This window comes from Rhodopseudomonas sp. AAP120 (genome assembly GCF_001295845.1).
Classification (GTDB): domain Bacteria; phylum Pseudomonadota; class Alphaproteobacteria; order Rhizobiales; family Xanthobacteraceae; genus Rhodopseudomonas.
The window spans coordinates 38,688-61,484 of record NZ_LJIC01000093.1; the positions used below are offsets into that span (position 1 = coordinate 38,688).

19 protein-coding genes are annotated in these 22,797 nt (G+C 65.2%); 15 read left to right on the plus strand and 4 right to left on the minus strand.

Going from position 1 to position 22,797, the window contains the following annotated elements:
• Positions 1 to 281: 281 nt before the first annotated feature.
• The 5 genes from cysS to IP86_RS15670 all read left to right on the plus strand — a co-directional run bounded on the left by cysS (position 282) and on the right by IP86_RS15670 (position 6,151).
• Positions 282 to 1,748, plus strand: a complete 1,467-nt coding sequence (gene cysS, locus IP86_RS15655) for a cysteine--tRNA ligase (RefSeq protein WP_054163463.1) — start codon at positions 282 to 284, stop codon at positions 1,746 to 1,748.
• Between the two features lie 421 nt (positions 1,749 to 2,169).
• Positions 2,170 to 2,301 carry a hypothetical protein gene (locus IP86_RS29610; RefSeq protein WP_283804782.1) on the plus strand — a complete coding sequence of 44 codons (132 nt, stop codon included), beginning with the start codon at positions 2,170 to 2,172 and terminating at the stop codon, positions 2,299 to 2,301.
• A 3-nt stretch (positions 2,302 to 2,304) separates the two neighbouring features.
• Complete coding sequence (locus IP86_RS15660; RefSeq protein WP_054163464.1) at positions 2,305 to 2,811, plus strand: GNAT family N-acetyltransferase; 507 nt, start codon at positions 2,305 to 2,307, stop codon at positions 2,809 to 2,811.
• Positions 2,811 to 4,409, plus strand: a complete 1,599-nt coding sequence (gene cimA / locus IP86_RS15665) for a citramalate synthase (protein ID WP_054163465.1) — start codon at positions 2,811 to 2,813, stop codon at positions 4,407 to 4,409. The genes IP86_RS15660 and cimA overlap by 1 nt, the downstream gene beginning before the upstream one ends.
• A gap of 185 nt (positions 4,410 to 4,594) precedes the next feature.
• The gene (locus IP86_RS15670) at positions 4,595 to 6,151 is read left to right on the plus strand and encodes an acetolactate synthase large subunit (protein WP_054163466.1); all 1,557 of its coding nucleotides are present in this window, start codon (positions 4,595 to 4,597) and stop codon (positions 6,149 to 6,151) included.
• Between the two features lie 3 nt (positions 6,152 to 6,154).
• Here IP86_RS15670 and IP86_RS15675 read toward each other — a convergent pair whose 3' ends face one another.
• Positions 6,155 to 6,754: an LOG family protein gene (locus IP86_RS15675; protein WP_054163467.1), complete on the minus strand. Its 600-nt coding sequence runs from the start codon at positions 6,752 to 6,754 to the stop codon at positions 6,155 to 6,157.
• 192 nt (positions 6,755 to 6,946) lie between these two features.
• Between IP86_RS15675 and IP86_RS15680 the strand changes: the two genes are divergently transcribed.
• The 10 genes from IP86_RS15680 to IP86_RS15725 all read left to right on the plus strand — a co-directional run bounded on the left by IP86_RS15680 (position 6,947) and on the right by IP86_RS15725 (position 18,507).
• The gene (locus IP86_RS15680) at positions 6,947 to 8,902 is read left to right on the plus strand and encodes an ABCB family ABC transporter ATP-binding protein/permease (protein WP_054163468.1); all 1,956 of its coding nucleotides are present in this window, start codon (positions 6,947 to 6,949) and stop codon (positions 8,900 to 8,902) included.
• Between the two features lie 48 nt (positions 8,903 to 8,950).
• On the plus strand, positions 8,951 to 9,649 hold the full coding sequence (locus IP86_RS15685; protein ID WP_054163469.1) for a phosphatidylserine decarboxylase: 699 nt from the start codon (positions 8,951 to 8,953) through the stop codon (positions 9,647 to 9,649).
• A 76-nt stretch (positions 9,650 to 9,725) separates the two neighbouring features.
• Positions 9,726 to 10,598: a CDP-diacylglycerol--serine O-phosphatidyltransferase gene (pssA, locus tag IP86_RS15690; RefSeq protein WP_054163488.1), complete on the plus strand. Its 873-nt coding sequence runs from the start codon at positions 9,726 to 9,728 to the stop codon at positions 10,596 to 10,598.
• 244 nt (positions 10,599 to 10,842) lie between these two features.
• On the plus strand, positions 10,843 to 11,616 hold the full coding sequence (locus IP86_RS15695; protein ID WP_054163489.1) for a motility protein A: 774 nt from the start codon (positions 10,843 to 10,845) through the stop codon (positions 11,614 to 11,616).
• Between the two features lie 30 nt (positions 11,617 to 11,646).
• Entirely contained in the window at positions 11,647 to 12,468 is an 822-nt protein-coding gene (locus IP86_RS15700) for an OmpA/MotB family protein (protein ID WP_054163470.1), read from the plus strand.
• A gap of 123 nt (positions 12,469 to 12,591) precedes the next feature.
• On the plus strand, positions 12,592 to 14,490 hold the full coding sequence (locus tag IP86_RS15705; RefSeq protein ID WP_054163471.1) for a potassium transporter Kup: 1,899 nt from the start codon (positions 12,592 to 12,594) through the stop codon (positions 14,488 to 14,490).
• A 201-nt stretch (positions 14,491 to 14,691) separates the two neighbouring features.
• The gene (locus IP86_RS15710; RefSeq protein WP_054163472.1) at positions 14,692 to 15,018 is read left to right on the plus strand and encodes a rhodanese-like domain-containing protein; all 327 of its coding nucleotides are present in this window, start codon (positions 14,692 to 14,694) and stop codon (positions 15,016 to 15,018) included.
• A gap of 7 nt (positions 15,019 to 15,025) precedes the next feature.
• Positions 15,026 to 16,180, plus strand: coding sequence for an aminotransferase (locus IP86_RS15715; RefSeq protein ID WP_054163473.1), 1,155 nt, complete (start codon positions 15,026 to 15,028; stop codon positions 16,178 to 16,180).
• A 40-nt stretch (positions 16,181 to 16,220) separates the two neighbouring features.
• Positions 16,221 to 17,303, plus strand: a complete 1,083-nt coding sequence (locus IP86_RS15720; protein ID WP_245290643.1) for a polyamine ABC transporter substrate-binding protein — start codon at positions 16,221 to 16,223, stop codon at positions 17,301 to 17,303.
• Between the two features lie 214 nt (positions 17,304 to 17,517).
• Positions 17,518 to 18,507, plus strand: a complete 990-nt coding sequence (locus tag IP86_RS15725; RefSeq protein ID WP_245290640.1) for a hypothetical protein — start codon at positions 17,518 to 17,520, stop codon at positions 18,505 to 18,507.
• Between the two features lie 89 nt (positions 18,508 to 18,596).
• Here the strand turns inward: IP86_RS15725 and IP86_RS15730 are convergent, their stop codons facing one another.
• From IP86_RS15730 to IP86_RS15740, 3 genes are all read right to left on the minus strand, one after another.
• Positions 18,597 to 20,405: a B12-binding domain-containing radical SAM protein gene (locus IP86_RS15730; RefSeq protein WP_245290641.1), complete on the minus strand. Its 1,809-nt coding sequence runs from the start codon at positions 20,403 to 20,405 to the stop codon at positions 18,597 to 18,599.
• A gap of 437 nt (positions 20,406 to 20,842) precedes the next feature.
• Positions 20,843 to 21,775: a lipid A biosynthesis lauroyl acyltransferase gene (locus IP86_RS15735; RefSeq protein ID WP_054163477.1), complete on the minus strand. Its 933-nt coding sequence runs from the start codon at positions 21,773 to 21,775 to the stop codon at positions 20,843 to 20,845.
• Positions 21,775 to 22,797, minus strand: coding sequence for a zinc-binding dehydrogenase (locus IP86_RS15740; RefSeq protein ID WP_054163478.1), 1,023 nt, complete (start codon positions 22,795 to 22,797; stop codon positions 21,775 to 21,777). The genes IP86_RS15735 and IP86_RS15740 overlap by 1 nt, the downstream gene beginning before the upstream one ends.

Genomic DNA, 22,797 nt, shown 5'->3' on the forward strand with positions numbered 1-22,797 from the left:
CCCGATCTATAATCGGGAAGTGGTAAAGAATCGTTAACCATGGCGGGGAACCAAGGCACCCGGTCGGTAGGCGCCGATCATGGCCGAAATCGGCCGGCATCGCGCCCTCAGGCATTCGCCGGGCTTGACGCGCCCCGGCCGTCTGGCCATGGTGCGGCAATGAACGGTCTTTTCTCGATTTGTGGCATTTGCCGCGAGATTACGAGCTAGCTCAACGCTGGCTGAGGCCGTCTTTTCTCTCATGAGATCACTGGACGCCCGGCCGCAGGGGACGGGAATCCATGGCTTTGCGCCTTTACGATACGCTGACCAAGCAGAAGCGCGAGTTTGCGCCGCTCGATCCGCACAACGTGCGGATGTATGTCTGCGGCCCGACGGTCTACGACTTCGCCCATATCGGCAACGCCCGGCCGGTGATCGTGTTCGACGTGCTGTTCCGGCTGCTGCGGCACCTCTACGGCGAGAGCCACGTCAAATACGTCCGCAACATCACCGACGTCGACGACAAGATCAACGACCGCGCCGCGCGTGACTATCCCGGCCTGCCGCTGAACGAGGCGATCCGCAAGGTCACCGAGAAGACCGAGCAGCAGTTTCACGACGATGTCGACGCGCTCGGCTGCCTGCGGCCGACCGTCGAGCCGCGCGCGACCGAGCACATCGCCGAGATGCGGCAGATCATCGAGAAGCTGGTGGCGGGCGGTTTCGCCTATGCCGAACAGGACCACGTGCTGTTCTCGCCGGCGGCGATGAACGCCGCAAACGGCGTGCTGCCGCGCTACGGCGCGCTGGCCAATCGCACGCTCGACGAGATGATCGCCGGTGCCCGCGTCGACGTCGCGCCCTACAAGCGCGATGCCACCGACTTCGTACTGTGGAAGCCGTCAAAGCCCGGCGAGCCGTCCTGGCCGTCGCCGGCAGGTATCACCACCGAAGGACGGCCGGGCTGGCATATCGAATGCTCGGCGATGTCGTGGAAACATCTCGGCGAGACCTTCGACATCCACGGCGGCGGCATCGACCTCGTCTTCCCGCACCACGAAAACGAAGTCGCCCAAACCTGCTGCGCCTTCCACACCTCGCGCATGGCCCAGACCTGGATGCACAACGGCTTCCTGCAGGTCGAAGGCGAGAAGATGTCGAAGAGCCTCGGGAATTTCGTGACGATCAGGGAGTTACTGGCGACTGAGAAGTTCGGGGGGCGCAAATGGCCGGGCGAAGTTGTTCGGTTAACGATGCTTAAGACGCACTATCGATCGCCGATCGATTGGACTGCGCAAGCGCTCGAAGAGTCGTTTGAAAACATCAGCTCATGGCACGCTGCGATATCACCCCACTTCTTGTCCGGTATACCGGGAGATTATCCGCCGCCTGAGGAGGTGATTGATGGTCTCGCCGATGATCTGAATTTCTCTCGTGTTGTGGCCGAGATGCATCAATGGGCCAGAGCTGCAAGGGCCGGGGATAGTGCGGCCGCGAAGAAGTTGGCTGCCGCGGCTGACTTCTTTGAACTGAGGCGAATGAGTTGGGACCGGACGCTGCAAGAGTTTGTCTATGAAACTACTGTAGATGATGCCCTGCGCGCCAAATTCGATAGGTTGATCGAGGCCCGCGCCGCCGCCCGCGCCAACAAGGACTGGAAAGAATCCGACCGCATTCGTGACGAACTCGCTGCGATGGGTGTGGTGCTGAAGGACGGCAAGGACGCCGACGGCAAGCCGGTGACGACCTGGGAGATCGCGCGATGAGCAGCCACCTCCGCGGAGTCGTTCCGGGGCGCACGCGCAGCGTGCGAGCCCGGAATCTCGCCGCCGCAACTTCGGGATTCCGGGCCTGCGCTGCCGGCGCAGCGCATCCCGGAATGTCGGGTGTGGGGCTGCGAGGAATTGCGCCGCACAGGTCCACGCATCTTGAGAATTCGAGGGGCGAGGCACTGCCTCACCCCGTCATTCCGGGGCGCGCGCAGCGCGAGCCCGGAATCCATAGCCCCTGGCGTCTCGGCAGGCGCACGTACTCCGCTAGCAAAGTCAGGGGGTATGGATTCCGGGCCTGCGCCCTGCGGGCGCATCCCGGAATGACGAACGAGAAGGAGCGTAGCGCGGCTAGCGCTGCGGGTGCTCGGGGCGGTGCCCAACGATTCAAACTCACGACGCAGCGGGAGCTTGCCCGATGACCGACCCGAAACCGACTGGACGGCCGGACACGCCGTTTCCCAAGCACTGGCTGTACTACATCGCCTTGAAGATCGCGCTGCTCGGCGGCGCGACGGCGCTGGTGCTGAAGCTTTATGGATTCTGGTGAGTCATGAGCCCGACGGAAAAGCCCGGCCTGCGGCCGTATCTGCCCGAGGATGGCCAGATCGCGGCGGCGATCTTCATCGCGGCGATCGAGCAGCTCACCGAGGACGATTACGGCGAGGCGCAGCGTGAAGCGTGGGCCTCGGTGGCGGATGACGATGCGAAGTTCGCGGCGCGGCTCGCGTCGCAGCTGACGCTGATCGCGACGCTGGGCGGCGCGCCGGTCGGCTTCGCGTCGCTGAAGGGCGCGGATCACATCGACATGCTCTACGTGCATCCGGACTTCACCCGGAGGGGTGTCGCGACGTCGTTGATCGACGCTCTGGAGAAGCTTGCCGGCGCGCGCGGCGCACAGGCGCTGACGGTCGATGCCAGCGACAACGCTGCCGAATTCTTCACGCGCCGCGGTTACGTCGCGACGCAGCGCAACACGGTCACCATCAATGGCGAATGGCTCGCCAATACTTCGATGAAAAAGACGCTGGCGGACTCCGCGGCGCCGGGAGCGGATTAATGAGTCGCGAACGTCTGTATCTCTATGACACCACGCTGCGCGACGGCGCGCAGACCAACGGCGTCGACTTCACGCTGCACGACAAGAAGCTGATCGCCGGCCTGCTCGACGACCTCGGCATCGATTACGTCGAGGGCGGTTATCCCGGCGCCAATCCGCTCGACACCGAGTTCTTCGCCGAGGACCAGAAGCTCAGCCGCGCCACCTTCGCGGCGTTCGGCATGACGCGCCGGCCGGGCCGATCGGCGTCGAACGACCCGGGCGTCGCGCTGCTGCTCGAAGCCAAGGCCGGCGCGATCTGCTACGTGGCGAAGTCGAGCGAGTATCAGGTTCGCGTCGCGCTCGAGACCACCAACGAGGAGAATATCGCCTCGATCCGCGACAGCGTCGCGCTGGCGAAGGACAAGGGCCGCGAGGTGCTGGTCGATTGCGAGCATTTCTTCGACGGCTACAAGGAGAACCCGGCGTTCGCGCTGCAATGCGCCGAGGCCGCTTACCAATCCGGCGCACGCTGGGTCGTGCTGTGCGACACCAATGGCGGCACCATGCCGGACGAGATCGAAGCGATCGTCGGCGAGGTGGTGAAGCGCATCCCCGGCACGCATGTCGGCATCCACGCCCATAACGACACCGAGCAGGCGGTGGCGAACTCGTTCGCCGCAGTGCGGGCCGGCGCGCGGCAGATCCAGGGCACGCTGAACGGGCTCGGCGAGCGCTGCGGCAACGCCAATCTGGTGTCGATGATCCCGACGCTGAAGCTGAAGAAGGAGTTCGCCGACAAGTTCGAGATCGGCGTCTCCGACGAGAAGCTCGCCACGCTGGTGCAGGTATCGCGCGCGCTCGACAACATTCTCGACCGCGCGCCCGATACGCACGCGCCCTATGTCGGCGGCAGCGCCTTCGTCACCAAGACCGGCATCCATGCGTCGGCGGTGATGAAGGATCCGCACACTTACGAGCACGTCGCGCCCGAGACCGTCGGCAACCACCGCAAGGTGCTGGTGTCGGATCAGGCCGGCAAGTCTAATGTGCTGGCGGAGCTGGCGCGCACCACCATCCAGGTCGATCGCGACGATCCGAAGCTCGGCCGGCTGATCGAGAAGATGAAGGAGCGGGAAGCCGCCGGTTACGCGTATGAGTCGGCCAACGCGTCGTTCGATCTGCTGGCGCGTGGCGTGCTCGGCAAGGTGCCGGAGTTCTTCCATGTCGAGCAGTTCGACGTGAATGTCGAGCAGCGCTACAATTCGCACGGCAAGCGGGTTACGGTGGCGATGGCGGTGGTTAAAGTCGTCGTAGACGGCGAGACGCTGATTTCGGCCGCGGAAGGCAACGGTCCGGTCAACGCGCTCGACGTCGCGCTGCGCAAGGACCTCGGCAAGTACCAGAAGTACATCGAGGGCCTGAAGCTGGTCGATTATCGTGTCCGTATCCTCAATGGCGGTACCGAGGCCGTGACTCGGGTGCTGATCGAGAGCGAGGACGAACTCGGCGAGCGCTGGACCACGATCGGCGTGTCACCGAACATCATCGATGCGTCGTTCGAAGCGCTGATGGACTCGGTGGTCTACAAGCTTATCAAGAGCAACGCGCCGCTCTAATTCCGCCACGGCCCTATCCCCGTCATTGCGAGCCGAAGGCGAAGCAATCCAGCTCCGAGCACCAAGCTGGATTGCTTCGTCGCCTTCGGCTCCTCGCAATGACGGCCGTCCCGGTTGTCATTGCGCATGGGGCCTGCCACCATGCGTACAACAATCAATGAGAATGCGGGATAGGAGACGGGCCAGTGAGCAACACCCTGAATGGTGCGCAGTCGGTCGTGCAGACGCTGGTGAATTGCGGCGTCGAGGTTTGCTTCGCCAATCCCGGCACCTCCGAGATGCATTTTGTTGCGGCGCTCGACTCGGTGACTGGTTTGCGGCCGGTGCTTTGCCTGTTCGAAGGCGTGGTGACCGGCGCGGCGGATGGCTATGGCCGGATCGCCGGGAAGCCGGCGGTGACGCTGCTGCATCTCGGCCCCGGCCTCGCCAATGGTCTCGCCAATCTGCACAATGCCAAGCGTGCGGCGACGCCGATCGTCAATATCGTCGGCGATCATGCGACCCATCATCTGCAATACGACGCCCCGCTGACGTCGGACATCGTCGGCTTCGCGAGTCCGGTGTCGGACTGGATTCACGAATCGAAGAGCGCGGGAGCGGTCGCGAGCGACGTGGCACTGGCGGTGCGGGCGGCGCGCAGCGCACCGGGCGGCATCGCAACGCTGATCATGCCGGCGGACGTCGCCTGGAATCCTGCGGCGCGGCCCGCGCTGCCGCTCCCCGATATCAAAGCGGCGCGGGTGGACGCCGACACGGTGGACGACATCGCGCGGCTGTTGTCGAACGGCAAGAAGTCGGCGCTGCTGCTGCGCGGTGGCGCGCTGCTGGCCGAGGGGCTGGAAGCCGCTGGCCGCATCCAGGCGAAGTGCAAGGCCCGGCTGCTGTGCGACACCTTCGCGCCGCAAACCGAACTCGGCGCCGGCCGCGTGCCGCTGGAGCGGATTCCGTATTTCGCCGAGCAGATCACCGCGTTCCTGAAGGATATCGAGCAACTGATTTTGGTCGGCGCCAAGCCGCCGGTGTCGTTCTTCGCCTATCCGGGCAAGCCGAGTTGGGGCGCGCCGGACGGCTGTCAGTTCGATTACCTGGCGCAGCCGCATCAGGACGGCGCGCAGGCGCTGAAGGACCTCGCCGATGCGCTCAACGCGCCCGCCGAGCCGGCCGCACGCACGGCGCTGGCGCTGCCTGAATTGCCCAAGGGCAAACTCAACTCGCTCGGCGTCGCGCAAGCGATTGCGCATCTCACGCCCGATCACGCGATCTATGCCGAGGAGGCGAATACGTCCGGTCTGCCGTTGCAAATGATGCTGCCGCGCGCCCGGCCGCATACGCATCTGCCGCTGACCGGCGGCTCGATCGGGCAGGGGCTTCCGCTGGCGATCGGCGCCGCGCTCGCCGCGCCGGACCGCAAGGTGATCTGTCCACATGGCGACGGTGGCGCCGCCTATACGATGCAGGCGCTGTGGACGATGGCGCGCGAAAAGCTCGACGTCGCCGTGGTGATCTACGCCAACCGCTCTTACGCAATTCTCAATGTCGAGCTGCAGCGCGTCGGCGCCTCCGGTGCCGGCTCGAACGCGCTGGCGATGCTGGATCTGCACAATCCGGAAATGAACTGGACGAAGATCGCCGAAGGCCTCGGCGTCGAAGCCAGCCGCGCCACGACGGCGGAGGAGTTCGCGGTGCAGTACGCCTCGGCGATGAACCAGCGCGGCCCGCGTCTGATCGAGGCGCTGATCTGACGCTTAAAGTTTGCGCGCGACCTCGGGAGCCATTTCCTTGGCCTGCTCGGGCGCGGCGGCAGCACGCAGCTTCGGCAGGATGTCGGCAACGCGGTCGACCTTCAGCACTTCGACGGCCAGCTTGGGCCGGATGAAGGCGGCGGCCCGCATGTGGTCGATCAAGGCCATCAGTGGATCCCAGAAGCCGTCGATATTGGCGATCAGGATCGGCTTCTGGTGACGGCCGAGCTGCTGCCAGGTCATCTGCTCGACCAGCTCTTCCAGCGTGCCGATGCCGCCCGGCAGCGCCACGAAGGCGTCCGAGTGCTCGAACATCAGCCGCTTGCGCTCATGCATGTCTTCGGTGACGATCAGGTCCTGGACGCGGGCGAGCGCGATTTCCTTGGTGCGTAAGAATCCGGGGATGATGCCGGTGACCGCGCCGCCATGATCGAGCACCGCATTGGCGACGGCTCCCATCAGGCCGACCGCGCCGCCGCCATAGACCAGCCGGATGCCGGCCTCTGCCAGTTCCTTGCCGAAAGCCTGTGCGGCTTCCATGAAAAGCGGGTTGGTGCCGGGCCCGGAGCCGCAATAGACGCAGACTGTCTTGATCTCGCTCATGGTGGGCGATGTGGCACCGCGAGATCACAGCGTCAAGACAAGACCGGATTGCGCAGCGCAACAGCCTGTTATGACACGATGAAATGCGCCGTCAGGGTGCACGCGGGCGGCGAAACACTATATGACAGCGCATCCGACGCATTTCCTGTCCGCCGCCGCTTTCGTGGCCCCGGACCTTTTCAGGCACTCTTGATGGCTCACCCACATTCCCACTCACGGAGCGGTCCTTCGGTCGCAACTCCGGAGGACGCCGTCGCCCAGAAGGCGACCCTCGGCGCGACCCTGGTCCATCTCTGGCCGTATATCTGGCCGGGTGACCGGGCCGATCTGAAGATGCGGGTGGTCTGGTCAGTGCTGCTGCTGCTCGTCGCCAAGGCGGCGACGCTGATCGTGCCGTTCACGTTCAAATGGGCGACGGATGCGTTGACCGGCGCCGACACCGCACCGGTCGAAGGTTCGAACTGGACGCTGTGGCTGGTAGCCTCGCCGCTGGCCCTGACGCTGAGTTACGGCCTGACCCGGGTGCTGATGGCGGTGCTGACGCAGTGGCGCGACGGCATGTTCGCCCAGGTCGCGATGCATGCCGTCCGCAAGCTAGCCTATCGCACCTTCGTCCACATGCACGAATTGTCGCTGCGCTTTCACCTGGAGCGCAAGACCGGCGGGCTGACGCGCGTGCTGGAGCGTGGCCGGCTCGGCATCGAAGTCATCGTTCGCATGGTGATCCTGCAACTGGTGCCGACCATCATCGAGCTGTCGCTGGTGATGGCGGTGCTGCTGTGGCAGTTCGATTGGCGCTACGTCGCGGCCGTGGTGGTCACGGTCGTGTTCTACATGCTCTACACCTACAAGGCGACCGAGTGGCGGATCGGCATCCGCCGCCGCATGAACGATTCCGACAGCGACGCCAATCAGAAGGCGATCGACTCGCTGCTCAACTACGAGACCGTGAAGTATTTCGGCGCCGAGGAGCGCGAGGCCAAGCGCTACGACAAGTCGATGCAGCGCTACGAAGACGCCAGCGTCTCGACCTACACGTCGCTGGCGGTGCTCAACGCCGGGCAGGCGGTGATCTTCACCTTCGGCCTGACCGCGACCATGCTGATGTGCGCCGTCGGCGTGCGCAACGGCACCAACACGGTCGGCGATTTCGTGATGATCAATGCGATGATGATTCAGCTCTACCAGCCGCTGAACTTCATGGGCATGGTGTATCGCGAGATCAAGCAGGCGATCATCGACATCGAGAAGATGTTCGCGGTGCTGTCGCGCAATCCGGAGGTCAAGGACAAGCCGGGCGCGACGCCGCTGCTGGTCACCAACGGCACTGTGCAGTTCGACGACGTCCGCTTCGCCTATGATCCGTCGCGCCCGATCCTCAAGGGGCTCAGCTTCGAGGTGCCGGCCGGCCAGACGGTGGCGATCGTCGGCCCGTCCGGTGCCGGCAAGTCGACGATCTCCCGGCTACTGTTCCGGCTGTACGACGTGTCGTCCGGCGCGATCCGGATCGACGGCCAGGACATCCGCGACGTGACGCAGACGTCGCTGCGGTCGGCGATCGGCATGGTGCCGCAGGACACCGTGCTGTTCAACGACACCATCCGCTACAACATCCGCTACGGCCGCTGGGACGCGACCGACGCCGAGGTGGAGGAGGCGGCCAAGACCGCGCAGATCGACGCCTTCATCAAGGCGTCGCCGAAAGGCTACGAAACCGAAGTCGGCGAGCGCGGGCTGAAGCTGTCGGGCGGCGAGAAGCAGCGCGTCGCGATTGCGCGAACCGTTCTCAAGTCGCCGCCGATTCTGGTGCTCGATGAAGCGACGTCGGCGCTCGACAGCCATACCGAGCACGAAATCCAAGGGGCGCTCGAGCGCGTTTCGAAGAATCGTACCTCGCTGGTGATCGCGCACCGGCTTTCGACCATCGTCGGGGCCGACGAGATCATCGTGATCGATCAGGGGCGGATCGCCGAGCGCGGCAGCCACGCGCAGCTGCTCGAGCACGGCGGGCTCTACGCCAGCATGTGGAATAGGCAGCGCGAGGCCGAGGAAGCGCGCGAGCGGCTGGCGATGATCGGCGACGACGAGTCGCAGCCGCGGCCATCCGCGCTCGACGACGATCTGGCAAGTTCGGCCGCGGCGGAGTAATCGTGTCGCTGCATTCGGCCCGTCGTCTTCGAAGCTAGGGGACCTTCCATGTCCATCGTCAATTCCGTCCGCGCCCAGATCCCGCCGGTCCATCGGGAAGGCTATCCGTTCATCGCCGCCTTCGCGCTGGCGACGCTCGTCCTGTTCTTGATCTGGGCACCACTCGGCTGGATCGGCGTGGTGCTGACGATCTGGTGCGCGCTGTTCTTCCGCGATCCGGTGCGGGTCACGCCGGTCCGTGACGGGTTGGTTGTGGCGCCCGCCGACGGCCGCGTGTCGATGGTGGTGCAGATCATCCCGCCGCCCGCGCTCGGCCTCGGCGACAAGCCGCTGCCGCGGGTGTCGATCTTTATGAGTGTCTTCAATTGCCACGTGAACCGTAGCCCGGTCGCCGGCCGGGTCGAGCGCATCATCTATTCGCCTGGCAAGTTCATCAATGCCGAGCTCGACAAGGCCAGCGAGGACAACGAGCGCAATTCGCTGGTGATCTCGACGCCGACCGGCCAGATCGGCGTGGTCCAGATCGCCGGGCTGGTCGCGCGCCGGATCGTGTCGTTCGTTCGCGAAGGGCAGCCGTTGGCGGTCGGCGAGCGCTTCGGCCTGATCCGGTTCGGCTCGCGGCTCGACGTTTACCTGCCGGAAGGCACCAAGCCGCTAGTGTCCGAGGGGCAGACCGCGATCGCCGGCGAGACCGTGCTGGCGGATATCAGCCTCGGCGACGGCGGCCGCACCTTCCGGGCCGATTGACGCTGCCTGGAGCGACGGCCCAAAGCCTGCCATGATGGCGGCGCAGCCTGCGGGCTGCGCAAGCGAGGCGATGCAGATGCACTACGATCAGACCCCACCCGAGACGCCGCGGCGCCGCTTCGGCCCGATCCCGGTGCGGCTGCTGGTGCCCAACGTCATCACCCTGCTGGCGATCTGTGCCGGTCTGACCGCGATCCGGCTCGCGGTGGAAGGCCGGATGGAACTCGCGGTCGCCGCCATCGTGTTCGCCGCCGTGCTCGACGGCATCGACGGCCGCGTCGCCCGGATGATCAAGGGCCAGTCGAAATTCGGCGCCGAACTCGACAGTCTGGCCGATTTCGTCAATTTCGGCGTCGCGCCCGGCCTGATCCTGTATTTCTGGCAGCTGCATTTCCTGAGCAATGTCGGCTGGATCGCCGCGATGATCTTCGCGATCAGCGGCGGCCTGCGTCTGGCGCGCTTCAACGCCACCATGGACGACCCCAACAAGCCTGCCTTCGCGGCGAATTTCTTCACCGGCGTGCCGGCGCCGGCCGGGGCCATCACCGTGCTGCTGCCGGTGTATATGGGCTTTCTCGGCGCCCCGACCCCGCCAGCGGTGCTGATCGCGCTGTACACCCTGCTGATCGCGTTCCTGATGGTGTCGCGTCTGCCGGTGTTCTCCGGCAAGGCGGTGCGACTGCGGGTGGCGCCCGAAATGGTGCTGCCGGTGTTCGTATCGGTGGTGTTGTTCATCGCTCTGCTGATCGGCTACCCGTGGCACATGCTGTCGGCCGGCTCGGTGTTGTACCTGCTCAGCCTGCCGCTCGGCTGGCGCTCCTATCGCGATCATAAGCGCAATGCCGCCGCCCAGGAGCCGCAGCCAGCCGCCTCGACCACGGCCAAGAAGCCGACCCGGGTGGTGCCCGAGCCGTCCGCGCAGGACGAGCGGCCGACCCGCCTGAACTGATCTGATCCTTCGGGCACATAGGGCTAGTCGTCATGGCCGACTGGCGTCCCCTGATGGTTAGCGTTGAGTTGACGCCATCCGCCGGTTGCTACGCCTCGCGCCGGCGCCCCTGCGGTCGGCAGCTGCCCGTTTAACCTTTACGCGTCTTTAATGGCGGCTGCTTACGGTGACTCCGTGCAGCGCAGAACGTGCTGCGCCGCCGCCAGCCCGGACTGGCGCGCATGTGCGCGTGTCGGAGTACAAGATGGATATCGCCACACTACTCGGCCTGGTCGCGGGCGCCGCGGTCGTGTCTTCGCTCATCCTGATGGGCGGCAACTTCGGGATGTTTTACGACATCCATGCGGTGATCGTGATTTTCGGCGGATCCTTCGCTGCGACCCTGATCCGTTTTCCGCTTTCCGCGATGCTGCACGGCCTGCCGCTCGGCGCCAAATTCGCCTTCACGCTCAGCAACCTCTCGGCGCGCGATCTGGTCGATGAGCTGGCCCGGATCGCCGAGATCGCGCGCAAGTCCGGTCCGGTCGGGCTGGAGAAGGTCGAGGCCGACGACCCCTTTCTGGCCAAGGGCGTGCGCTACGTGGCCGACGGCTACGACATCGAATTCATCCGCGACAATCTCGAGCGCGATCGCGACAACTTCCTGCTGCACCTGAACGAAGGCTCGAAGATCTATCGCGCGATCGGTGACTGCGCGCCGGCCTTCGGCATGATCGGCACGCTGCTCGGCATGGTGCAGATGTTCTCCAACATGCAGGACCCGTCCAAGCTCGGTCCGTTCATGGCGGTGGCGCTGCTGGCGACGCTGTATGGCGCGGTGGTGGCCAACCTGATCTGTCTGCCGATCGCCGACAAGCTGCACACCAAGCTGGTGGACGAGGACACCAACCGCACGCTGATCATCGACGGCATCCTGATGATCCGCGACTCCAAGAGCCCGACTCTGGTCCGGGAAATGCTGCTCGCGTATCTGCCGGAGAAGCATCGCCACACCGAGGACGAGGGCGTTCCCGCTTAGTCGGGGCGACCGCAGCCCGGAACGCGAGCCATGGCCAAGAAAAAACGGGAGGAGGCACACGGCGGTCACGGCTGGTTCGTGACCTTCGCCGACCTGATGGCGCTGCTGCTCGCGTTCTTCGTGATGCTGACGGCGTTCTCCACTCAGGACAAGGACAAGCTAAAGGTCGTCGCCGGCTCGATGCGCGAAGCGTTCGGCGTCCAGTCCGACGCGCGCTACTCCGGCATCATCGAGAACGACGGCTTGCCGACGCGCGGCAAGGTCAAGAACACCGAGCACGTCAATCCGGAGCTCTCGACCAGCAAGCCGGCGCCTGGTGAAGTCAGCAAGGACGAAGGCGTTCACACCAAGGAAGAACGCGAATTCGCGCTGGCGTCGGCGTCTTTGCGGCAGGCCTTGCAGGACATGCCGGAAATCACCGAACTGTCCAAGAACGTGATGTTCGAGGAAACCAAGCAGGGCCTCAATCTGGAGATCATGGATCAGGACGGCCGGGCGATGTTCGCGGATGGCTCGAAAGCCCCGTTCGAACGTACACGGCGGTTGCTGCAGCGGCTCGCGGGGCCGCTGCGGGCGACGCCGCTGCGGATTACGATCTCCGGCCACACCTCCGCCGGCCTGATGCCGCAACGAAGCGACTACAATGGCTTCGATCTCTCGTCAGACCGCGCCAACGCGGTACGGCAGATCCTCGAACGGGAAGGGGTGCCGATGTCGCACTTCTTCGCGGTCACCGGCAGGGCCGACACCCAGCCGCTGTTTCCTGAAGATCCGTCGATCGCCGCCAACCGGCGTGTCACCATCACGCTGATGCGCGAAAGCCCGACGTTGCCGCCCGGGCTGAAGCCGTAATCCGGAATCTGTCGTCGCGTCCACCGCCTTGACGGCGGCCGCCCGCCGACCGCACACTCAAGCCGAGTTGCGAGACAGTCCCGGCTTGGATCAATTCCGGGGGTCGAGCGTTCTACGGCGACCATGGCCCTCACTGAGGCATCGAAGCAGACGCCAGAAGCTCCCGCGGCGGCCGGATTCTGGACGCTGACTTTGGGTGGCATGGGCGTGGTGTTCGGCGACATCGGTACGTCGCCGCTTTACGCTTTCCGTGAGGCGGTCGCCGGCGCGGCCGGCAGCGAGCCCGCCACCCGCGTCATGGTGCTCGGCGTTCTCTCCCTGATCTTGTGGGCGCTGCTGATCGTCGTCACCGCGAAATACGTCCTGCTGTTGCTGCGCGCCGACAACAATGGCGAGGGCGGCACGCTGTCGCTGATGGCTCTCGGCCAGCGCGCGCTGCGCCGGCGCAGTGTGCTGCTGCTCACCCTCGGCGTGATCGGCGCCTCGATGTTCATCGGCGACTCGATGATCACGCCGGCGATCTCGGTGCTGTCCGCGGTGGAGGGCCTGAAGATCGCCGCACCGGCGCTCGAACATTATGTCGTTCCGCTCACGCTGCTGATCCTGGTCGTGCTGTTCGGTGTGCAGAGCAGCGGCACCGCCAAGGTGGCGCGGGCATTCGGTCCGGTCATGTTCGTCTGGTTCGGCATCCTTGCCGCGATGGGGCTGGCTCACATCAACGACGACCCAACCGTGCTGGCGGCGATCAATCCCTGGTACGCGGGGCAGTTCCTGCTCACCCACGGCACCATCGGCTTGGTGACGCTCGGCGCCGTTTTCCTCGCCGTGACCGGCGGCGAGGCGCTGTATGCGGATCTCGGGCATTTCGGCCGACGGCCGATCCAGGTCGGATGGCTCGGCTTCGTGCTGCCGGCTCTGCTGCTCAATTATTTCGGCCAGGGCGCGCTGGTGCTGTCCAATCCGGCGGCTTTGGAAAACCCGTTCTACCGGATGGTGCCGGACAGCTTCGTCCTGCCGCTGGTCGGAATGGCGACCTTGGCGACGGTGATCGCCAGCCAAGCGGTGATCACCGGCGCATACTCGCTGATCAGCCAAGCGGTCCAGCTCGGTCTGCTGCCGCGCTTCGAAGTGCGCTACACCTCCGAAAACCATGCAGGGCAGGTCTATCTGCCGCGGGTCAACGCGCTGCTGCTGATCGGCGTGCTGGTCCTGGTCCTGGTATTTCAGAGCTCAAGCCGGCTCGCTTCGGCCTACGGCATCGCGGTGTCGACCACCATGGTGGCCGACGGCATCATGGGCTTTGTGGTGGTCTGGAAGCTGTGGGGCTGGCGGCCGGCAGCCGCGGCGTTGCTGATCCTGCCGTTCGTGGCAGTGGATGCGATGTTCTTCAGCGCCAATCTGCTGAAGCTGCTGGACGGCGCCTGGGTGCCGCTGCTGTTCGGCCTGTCGATGGCGGTGGTGATCTGGACGTGGCGCAAGGGCGTCGCGATGCTGATGATCAAGACCCGGCGTTCCGAAGTGCCGTTCCACGATCTGATCGATAGTCTCGAGCGGCATCCGCCGCATGTCGTCAAAGGCACCGCCGTTTTCCTGACGTCCGACCCGGACTATGTGCCGACGGCGCTGCTGCACAATCTCAAGCACAACACGGTGCTGCACGAGCACAACGTAATCCTGACGATCGAGACCGCCCACACCCCGCGGGTGCGGCCGTCCGAGCGCGTGCATCTGGAGAAGGTCAGCGAGAAGTTCAGCAAGGTGCGGCTGCGGTTCGGCTTCATGGAGTCGCCCAACGTGCCCAAAGCGCTGGTGCTCGCCCGCAAGCTCGGCTGGGCATTCGACATCATGACGACCTCCTTCTTCGTCTCCCGGCGTGCGCTGAAGCCCGCCGCGCAATCCGGGATGCCGCGCTGGCAGAACAAGCTGTTCATCGCGCTCAGCCGCTCGGCCAATGACGCCACCGACTATTTTCATATCCCGACCGGACGCGTGGTCGAGGTGGGGACGCAGGTCACGATCTGAAGGCTCCGCCCGGAGCATGCCTGCGACCAAAGGGGCGGTGCATTTCCGGCGGGCAGGCGCTATGCAGCAAAGATGACCGCAACTCTTTCCCGACGCTTGATTTTCCTCGCACTTGGCGCAACCTTGGCGACGCAATGGCCGGGCTTGGTTCGCGTTGTTGCGCTATTGGGTCCGGACAGTGCGATCGCGGGAGAGAACAGAGTGAGTGGCCAGGTTGAGGATTTGACGCCGCAGGAGGTCTCCAAGGGCATCGCGGAAGGACGCTACCTGCTGGTGGATGTGCGCGAGCCGAACGAGGTGGCGGCCGAAGCCTATCCCGACGCCGTGGTGGTTCCGCTCTCGACCTTCGACCCGAAGCTGATCCCCGATCCGGCCGGCAAGGAAATCGTGTTCGCCTGCCGGTCCGGCAAGCGCTCGGTGACCGCCTCGCAGGCCGCGCAAGCCTCGGGGCTCGCCTACAACAAACATCTCGCCGGCGGCATCTTGGGCTGGAAGGCGGCAGGCTTGCCCACCACGCCGGGCCGCTGACGGCGCGATGAACAGGGTTTTCTCTGAGCTGCCCGTCACCGTGTTCGAGGCGATGTCGCAGCTCGCGCGCGACAACAACGCCATCAATCTCGGGCAGGGATTCCCCGACGATCCCGGGCCGGGCGACATCCGCCGCGCCGCCGCCGACGCGGTGCTGAATGGCTACAATCAGTATCCGTCGATGATGGGGATCCCCGAGCTGCGGCAGGCGATCTCCACGCACTACGCGCATTGGCACGGCGTCGCGCTGGATCCGATGACCGAGGTGATGGTGACGTCCGGCGCCACCGAGGCGCTCGCCAGCGCGATCCTGTCGGTGGTGTCGCCCGGCGACGAAGTGATCGTGTTTCAGCCGGTCTACGATTCCTACCTGCCGATCATCCGGCAGGCCGGCGGCATTCCCAAGCTGGTGCGGCTCGAGCCGCCGCATTGGCGGATCACCGAGGAGGCGCTGCGCGCGGTCTTCACGCCGAAGACCAAGGCGATCGTCTTCAACAATCCGCTCAACCCCGCCGCGGTGGTGTATCCGCGCGAAGACCTCGAACTCTTGGCGCGGTTCTGCCAGGAGTTCGACGCGGTGGCGATCTGCGACGAGGTCTGGGAGCACGTCACCTTCGACGGCCTCAGCCATATCCCGCTGATTGCGATCGAAGGGATGCGCGACCGCACCATCAAGATCGGTTCGGCCGGGAAGATCTTCTCCCTGACGGGCTGGAAGGTCGGCTTCGTCTGCGCCGCGCCGCCGCTGCTGCGGGTGGCCGCCAAGGTGCATCAGTTCCTCGCCTTCACCACGGCGCCGAACCTGCAGGTCGCAGTGGCTTACGGCCTCGGCAAGAGCGACGATTACTTCCTGCAGATGCGCAAAGACCTGGCGCGCAGCCGCGATCGGCTGGCGGACGGACTGGCGCGCATCGGGTTCCCGGTCATTCGATCGCAGGGCACCTATTTCCTCACCGTCGACCTCGCGCCGCTCGGCCTGAACGAGACAGACGAGGCGTTCTGCAAGCGGATCGTCAGCGACTATAAAGTCGCGGCGATCCCGGTGTCGGCGTTCTACGAGGAGGAGCCGGTCACATCGGTGGTGCGGTTCTGTTTCGCCAAGAAGGATCAGACGCTGGATACCGCCCTGGAGCGTCTGTCGGACGCGGTGCACGGGCGGTAGGGCTTCGATAATGCGTAACTCTTTCTCCGGGCCGCTGCTGATGCTGAGCGCGGCCGCCGCGCTCATTGCGGGGACTGCCGCGCCTGCGCCGGCTCAGGAGCGCACCGTCAATTTCTACAACTGGTCGAACTACGTCGCGCCGGGCGTGCTCGAGGAGTTCACCCGCGAGACCGGCATCAAGGTGGTGTACGACACCTTCGACGGCAACGAGACGCTGGAGACCAAGCTTCTGGCTGGCAAATCGGGCTACGACGTGGTGGTTCCGACGGCGTATTTCCTGCAGCGCCAGATCGGCGCGAAGGTGTTCCAGAAGCTGGACCCGGCGAAGCTGCCGAACATGAAGAACGCCTGGGATGTCGTGACCAAGAAGCTGGCGCTGTACGATCCCGGCAATCAATACGCCGCCAACTACATGTGGGGCACCACCGGCATCGGCTACAACGTCGCGGCGGTGAAGAAGATTCTCGGCGAGGGTGTTGCGCTCGACAGCTGGAGCCTGGTGTTCAAGCCGGAGAACCTCGCCAAGTTCAAGGATTGCGGCGTCCAGATGCTGGACTCGGCGGACGACATCCTGCCGGCAGCGCTGACCTATCTCGGGCTCGATCCGAACTCGACCAAGCAGGCCGACCTGGAAAAGGCAGCCGACGCCGTTGCGCAGGTGCGCTCCTCGGTCCGCAAATTCCATTCGTCCGAGTATCTGAGCGCTCTGGCCACCGGCGAGATCTGCCTGGTGGTCGGCTGGTCCGGCGACATCAAGCAGGCGCAGTCGCGCGCCGCGGAGTCGAACAACGGCGTCGAGATCGGCTACGCGATCCCTAAAGAGGGCGCGCAGATGTTCTTCGACAATCTGGCGATCCCGGCGGACGCCAGGAACGTCGCCGAGGCCCACGAACTGATCAACTTCCTGTATCGCCCGGACATCGCGGCGCGCAATTCCGACTTCCTGTCCTATGCCAACGGCAACAAGGCCAGCCAGGAATTCATCAATCCGCGGGTTCTCAACGACAAGACGATCTACCCCGACGAGGCGATGCAGGCGCGCCTGTTCGTCATCACCGCACGCGATCCGGTCACGCAGCGGGTGATCAACCGGCTCTGGACGCGGGTGAAGACGGGGCGCTGACCTGCCCGGCGTCATCCGAACTGCGTAAGCGCACGAGTGCCCGAATCGCCCGCGGGGAGGGCAGGATCGCGGCATGCGATCAGCGGCCCAGACCTGCAGCAGCTCTCGTGGTGGCCATTCTCGTGGCGCCTGGTGGCTGTGCGTCCTGGTGGCATGCGTCGGTGCTACAGGCGCGGCATCTGCCGGAGAGTTGCGCCAAGAGGCTCGCTGGCTCGTGTCGGTTGAAGCGCTGGCGTTCGGCCGCTCGGGGACGGGCAATCAGTCGCTGGTGTCGCTGGTGCCCGGCGACGTGCCGTGGTGGACTCCTGCCGGTCCGAACACCACCAACGTCCCGGGCGTCGAGGCCCTCAACAGCCATCAACTCAGCCAGCGCCTGGCTGGCGGCCCGAGGCTCGGCGTCAGCTATCGGGATCCATCGGGCTATGGCGTCGAGCTGTCCTACTTCAATGTGCTCGGGCTGAAGGCGTCCAAGGGCATCGGCCCAGAGGCGCCGGCGCAATGGCTGGTGATGAAGGCTCCCGGCACATTCTGGCAGACCCAGGACTATGCCTATCAATCGATGGGGTGGCAGGACGAGAGCCGGCTGCACAGTCTCGAGGCCAACGCGCGGTTCGACGTGTCGCCGCGCGTGACGCTCCTGGCAGGCGTTCGCTGGCTGCAATTCAGTGATCGACTGCAAGGGACGCTCGATCCGCCGGATCTCGGCCAGCCGCTGTGGAAGTTCAACGTTCCGAGCCGGCTGGCAGACGCCGTCCCGTTACCCGGCAGTCCAGTCGTCCTCAATCCGCCGTTCTGGACGAGTTCGACCACCAACAATTTGTACGGCGTGCAGGTTGGGGCGCGGGCGACTGTCTGGGAGCTCGACCGCTTCTCGCTCGAAGCGATAGCGAAGGTTGGCCTGTTCGAAAACCATGCGACCCATACCGCGCTAGTCAGCATGCAGAAGCAGATTTACCCGGCGCAGGCGGCCACCGACGCGGTCGCTTTTGTCGGACAAGGCGGCATCGCGGCAAGGTATCGGCTCAACGAACGCGTCGCGTTCAAGCTTGGATACGAAGCATTGTGGCTCGGCGGGCTGGCGCTGGCGCCGGCGCAAATTCAGGACACTGCGACGACGCCGAGCAGCGTCACCGCGACCGGCGTCAACTGCCGCTCGACTACGCTGCTGCAAGGCGTAACCGTCGGCATGGAGTACGCGTTTTAGCTAACGGCTGGTTCGACCATGAGAGCGCCGCACGTTCCGAGTCATGGCCGGGACAGGCCCGGCCGTGACGACCTCAGCGCAAGCCGCGATCAGGCCGTCTTCGCCAGCTCCGGCACTGGAGTCCCGTGGAGAGCGACCTTTTCGAGATCCCGCAGGTTGACCGTCCCGGGCAGCGCATGATCGGACGGCTTGTCGCCGACGCCGCGCATCGGGATCGGGCTGACGGGCGCGCGCGCGTGCCGCTCGATGTCGTTTCGGAACAAGCGCCAGGCCCATCCCGCCGTGCGCCGATAGGTGTGGGCCAAGCCGATCATGCCGTAGATCTGCGCGCCGGCGTCGATCAGATGCGCGCGCAGCTTGAGCTGGAAGCGGCGGCGCAGCTTCTTGAGCGTCGAGTAGTTCTTGACCTCTTCCGACGGCCTGGTCTCGGCGCTGGAGAATACGTTCGCGGATTTCGAGAACACCAGCGCGGACAGGAAGCGGATCGGGTTGAAGAAGTAGGTGTAGGCGATGAGCAGATTGATCTGCTTCAGCCACGGCCGCGGGTGCTTCGAGGCGACCACGTAGTTGCCGTCCATGATGTGCGGCTCGACGGTGACGTCGCCGGCTTTGCTGAAGGCGGTGCCGGATTCGAACACGTTCTCGTACCATTTCGAGCCCGGCGCCGGCGTCAGCATCATCACCTGGGTGGTGATCGAGCCGGCCTTGCGCAGCAGACGGATCTGGTTGAGCAGGCCGTAGTTAGACTTCCACGTCACCAGCGGCTGGCTGTCGTGGTGCATCATCATCGGCATCGGCAGGATATTGTTCTCGCGCAGCAGCCGGAAGGCGAGCTCGGTCTTGTCCTTGTCCTGTGCCTTCTTCACCAGCGTCGCCGTCATGTCCTCGACGCCGAGCCACACGGCCGCGAAACCGGCTTCGCGGATCAGCGGCAGGTGATCGCGCATGCCCACGGTGTCGTGTACGGTGACTTCGGTGCCGATCCGCACCTTGCAGAACGGCCGGCCGTCCCGTGCCTTCTTGGCGAGCGTCCCGGCGATGTCGAGCGTGCGCTTGGTGGTGTTGAAGAAATTATCGTCGGCACCGAAGAAGTGATAGATCCCGAAGGTGTTGGCGATCTGCTCGATTTCCTCGGCGATGCGCTCGCCGCTCTTGGCGCGAAACTGCGACTGGTTGTAGGCGGGGATCGGGCAATAGGAGCAGCGGAATTTGCAGCCGGCGGTCATGACGATGCCGGCGATTGGGCTGTGCCGCTTGACGCGATTGGCCGCCAGCGGTTGGCTCGCCAGCGTCTGCGCGTTGCTGGGTGCCTCCAGCATCATGTAGCCGTGGACCGGACTCGGAAGTTCGTCCATGTCGCCGAGCAGACGCTGGACTCCGGTATCGACCAGTTCGTCGATCGGGCCGTTCGGCGATGAGCGGTTGGCGTAGACGATACCCGGCACTTCATCCAGCGCACCGCTCTCGCGGGCGCGGTGAAACACCGACCGCATCGACTCGCCATCGGCGCGCATCGACAGCAGCACGTTGAGCAGATCGAGGAAGACGTATTCCTCACCGGTCACCGCGACGTCAGCGGACCAGGTCGCATGGCGATCGCCGCCGAATACGTGCCAGGGCTCGTAGCGAATGCGCGGGCCGCCGACCATGATCAGCGGGCGCTTGTCCGGCTCGATCTGGCAGGCCTCCCGGATCAGCCGGTCGCATTCGGCCGAATGCAGATGCATGCTGGAAACAAGGAACAGGTCCGGGATCCGGCCGTCGAGCCGCATCTGCAGCGGGCTAAAATTGCGGTTCCACTGCTGCAGGACGATCCGTGTCTTATGGAACCCGACGTCGGCCAGCGCCGAGCCGATCGCGCGCACGCCGCCGGGTGCGAGCCGCGTATCCGCGAGCACGAACGGGAGGACCCTTGTCCTATGATCGAAAGCGTTGACGATGACGGTCGTCAGATCATGCCGAGCGGAGAGGCCACGGAGCCGCGCCCGCAGAGCCGACATCTTGCCGGGAACCAGTAGTTCGTCACCACGGGCACGCCTTGGAAGTTCCATCTGGGCCTCGATCCTTAGCCGCCACTCCGCGAAGCGCTACATCACCACTCTGAAATCAATCCAGGTGGCGGTCAAGCCGAGCCTCCCGGCGATGCGGCCCGCGCGCAGGCAATGGCCGCAGTATGTGCTCTATTAGTGACGCGATTGTCTCATATCGCACCATAAGTGAGGCGGTGATGCGACCTACAAAGTTCCACATGCGCTGGATCTGGCGCATGTGACGGGCGGTGCTATGCAAGGCGCGGGAAGGATCGACGGTTACTAAGCGTCGACTAAGCGCGTCGTTATCGCCAGCGTCGGTGCAACCAGAGCCATTGCTCCGGCGTCTCGCGGATCCAGCCCTCGACCACAGAGGTGACCGCCTGCATCGTGCCCTGGATGTCGATCCGGCCGTCGGCATCGCGGATCGGCGGAATCTCGTCGGTCAGTTCCGCACGGAAACGTCCGCCCGGCAGGCGGATGACGCGGGCGCCGTGCAGCGGGCACTCGATCTGCCGCAGCAGCTTTGCCAGCAGCGGGTTGGCCTTGGCGGTGCGGCCGAAGAAGGTGACGTCGACACCCTTGGTGAAGTGCTGATCGATCAGCATGCCGACGTGCTTGCCGTCCTGCAGCGCCTGCGCCAGCTTGAACGGCGCGCTCGACCCGGCAGCGACGAGCTGACCCATCTTCACCGAGCGGATCTCCTCGACGATACGGTCGGCGGCTTCGATGTTCGGGCGGCGATACAGCACCGCGGTGTCGAGCCCGTGGGCGACGGCGGCGACGGCAGGGAGCTCCCAGTTGCCAAGGTGGCTGGCGAAGATCAGCGCCGGCTTGCCGTCGTCCCGCAGCTTCTCGAACAGCTCGAGCGATCGCGCCGTGACTTCGATGCGGCTGCGCTCGGGATGCTCGACGTCGTAGTCCCACACCGAGTCGAGGTGCGCGAACTCCGCGGCGGAACGGCCGAGATTGTCCCAGACGCCCGCGAGGATCGCGTCGATCTCTTCAGGCGACTTCTCCGGAAATGCCGCGGTGAGGTTGTCACGGCCGATCCGCTGCTCCGGCAAGCGCGGGCCGAACTTGCGGGCCACCGTGCCGAACAGCCGGGCGCTCTTGTCCGGATCGAACTTGCGGGCCAGATGCAGCGCGCCGATCGCGACCGGCCCGACGATCTTGCCGGCGAGGCTCTTGGCCGCGCGTTGCGCACGCAGCCTGGCGCGATAGAGGGCGAGCTTCATCAGAAGCGGACGATGATCTTGCCGAACACCTGGCGGCTTTCCATCCGCTTCAGCGCGGCGGCGACGTCGTCGAGCGGCACTTCGGTGTCGATCACCGGCCGCATGCCGGCCGCCATCTTGTCGAGGCTTTCGGCGATGTTTTTCATCGTCGCGCCGAACGAGCCGAAGATCTTGTACTGCTGCTGGAACAGCTGCATCAGGTTGATCGTGGTGGTCGGACCCGAGGTCGAGCCGCAGGTCACCAGCCGGCCGCCGCGCTTGAGGCTGAGCAGCGAGCCGTTGAAGGTGTCGGCGCCGACGTGTTCGAACACGACGTCGACACCCTTCTTCTTGGTGATCTTGCGGGTCTCGTGCTCGAAACGATCCTTGCGATAGTTGATGACGTAGTCCGCGCCGAGCTTCTTGACGCCCTCGATCTTGCTGTCGTCGCCGACGGTGGTGATCACCGTGCAGCCGATCGCCTTCGCCATCATGATCGCGACGGTGCCGATGCCGGAGCCGCCGGCATGCACCAGCACAGTCTCGCCAGGCTGCAGCTTGGCGTTGTCGAACAGCATGTGCTGCACGGTCGAGAACGCGATCGGCGCACACGCGGCATCGCGCAGCTCGACGCCGTCCGGCACCGGGATCACCAGCCGCTCGGCGATGTTCATCAGTTCGCGCGCGAAGCCGTCGACGTGAAAGCCGATCAGGCCACCGACGTTTTCGCACAGATTGTCGCGGCCCTCCTGGCAGGCCTTGCAATGCCCGCAGGTCAGCGCGCCGTACATCACGACCTTTTGGCCCGGCTTGAAGCGCGTGACGCCGTCGCCGACGGCTTCGATCGTCCCGGACGCTTCGGCGCCGACTGCGATCGGCAGCTTGCGCTTGACGAACGCCATGCCGCGATAGCCCCACACGTCGATGTGGTTGAGCGCGACGGCGGCGATGCGGATTTGCACCTCGCCGGCAGCGGGCGGCGGGGGAGGCGGCAGATCCGCGACCACGAGGTCGCGGTCGGCAACGAGGGTGAGCGCGCGCAT

What these genes read in the sequence shown, in the direction of transcription:
- IP86_RS15680 (WP_054163468.1), top strand. Translation starts at nt 6,947, where the DNA reads ATGGCTCACCCACATTCCCACTCACGGAGCGGTCCTTCGGTCGCAACT.
- IP86_RS15735 (WP_054163477.1), bottom strand. Translation starts at nt 21,775, where the DNA reads ATGAAGCTCGCCCTCTATCGCGCCAGGCTGCGTGCGCAACGCGCGGCC.
- IP86_RS15740 (WP_054163478.1), bottom strand. Translation starts at nt 22,797, where the DNA reads ATGCGCGCGCTCACCCTCGTTGCCGACCGCGACCTCGTGGTCGCGGAT.
- IP86_RS15705 (WP_054163471.1), top strand. Translation starts at nt 12,592, where the DNA reads ATGGCCCTCACTGAGGCATCGAAGCAGACGCCAGAAGCTCCCGCGGCG.
- cysS (WP_054163463.1), top strand. Translation starts at nt 282, where the DNA reads ATGGCTTTGCGCCTTTACGATACGCTGACCAAGCAGAAGCGCGAGTTT.
- IP86_RS15700 (WP_054163470.1), top strand. Translation starts at nt 11,647, where the DNA reads ATGGCCAAGAAAAAACGGGAGGAGGCACACGGCGGTCACGGCTGGTTC.
- IP86_RS29610 (WP_283804782.1), top strand. Translation starts at nt 2,170, where the DNA reads ATGACCGACCCGAAACCGACTGGACGGCCGGACACGCCGTTTCCCAAG.
- cimA (WP_054163465.1), top strand. Translation starts at nt 2,811, where the DNA reads ATGAGTCGCGAACGTCTGTATCTCTATGACACCACGCTGCGCGACGGC.
- pssA (WP_054163488.1), top strand. Translation starts at nt 9,726, where the DNA reads ATGCACTACGATCAGACCCCACCCGAGACGCCGCGGCGCCGCTTCGGC.
- IP86_RS15675 (WP_054163467.1), bottom strand. Translation starts at nt 6,754, where the DNA reads ATGAGCGAGATCAAGACAGTCTGCGTCTATTGCGGCTCCGGGCCCGGC.
- IP86_RS15715 (WP_054163473.1), top strand. Translation starts at nt 15,026, where the DNA reads ATGAACAGGGTTTTCTCTGAGCTGCCCGTCACCGTGTTCGAGGCGATG.
- IP86_RS15660 (WP_054163464.1), top strand. Translation starts at nt 2,305, where the DNA reads ATGAGCCCGACGGAAAAGCCCGGCCTGCGGCCGTATCTGCCCGAGGAT.
- IP86_RS15695 (WP_054163489.1), top strand. Translation starts at nt 10,843, where the DNA reads ATGGATATCGCCACACTACTCGGCCTGGTCGCGGGCGCCGCGGTCGTG.
- IP86_RS15720 (WP_245290643.1), top strand. Translation starts at nt 16,221, where the DNA reads ATGCTGAGCGCGGCCGCCGCGCTCATTGCGGGGACTGCCGCGCCTGCG.
- IP86_RS15685 (WP_054163469.1), top strand. Translation starts at nt 8,951, where the DNA reads ATGTCCATCGTCAATTCCGTCCGCGCCCAGATCCCGCCGGTCCATCGG.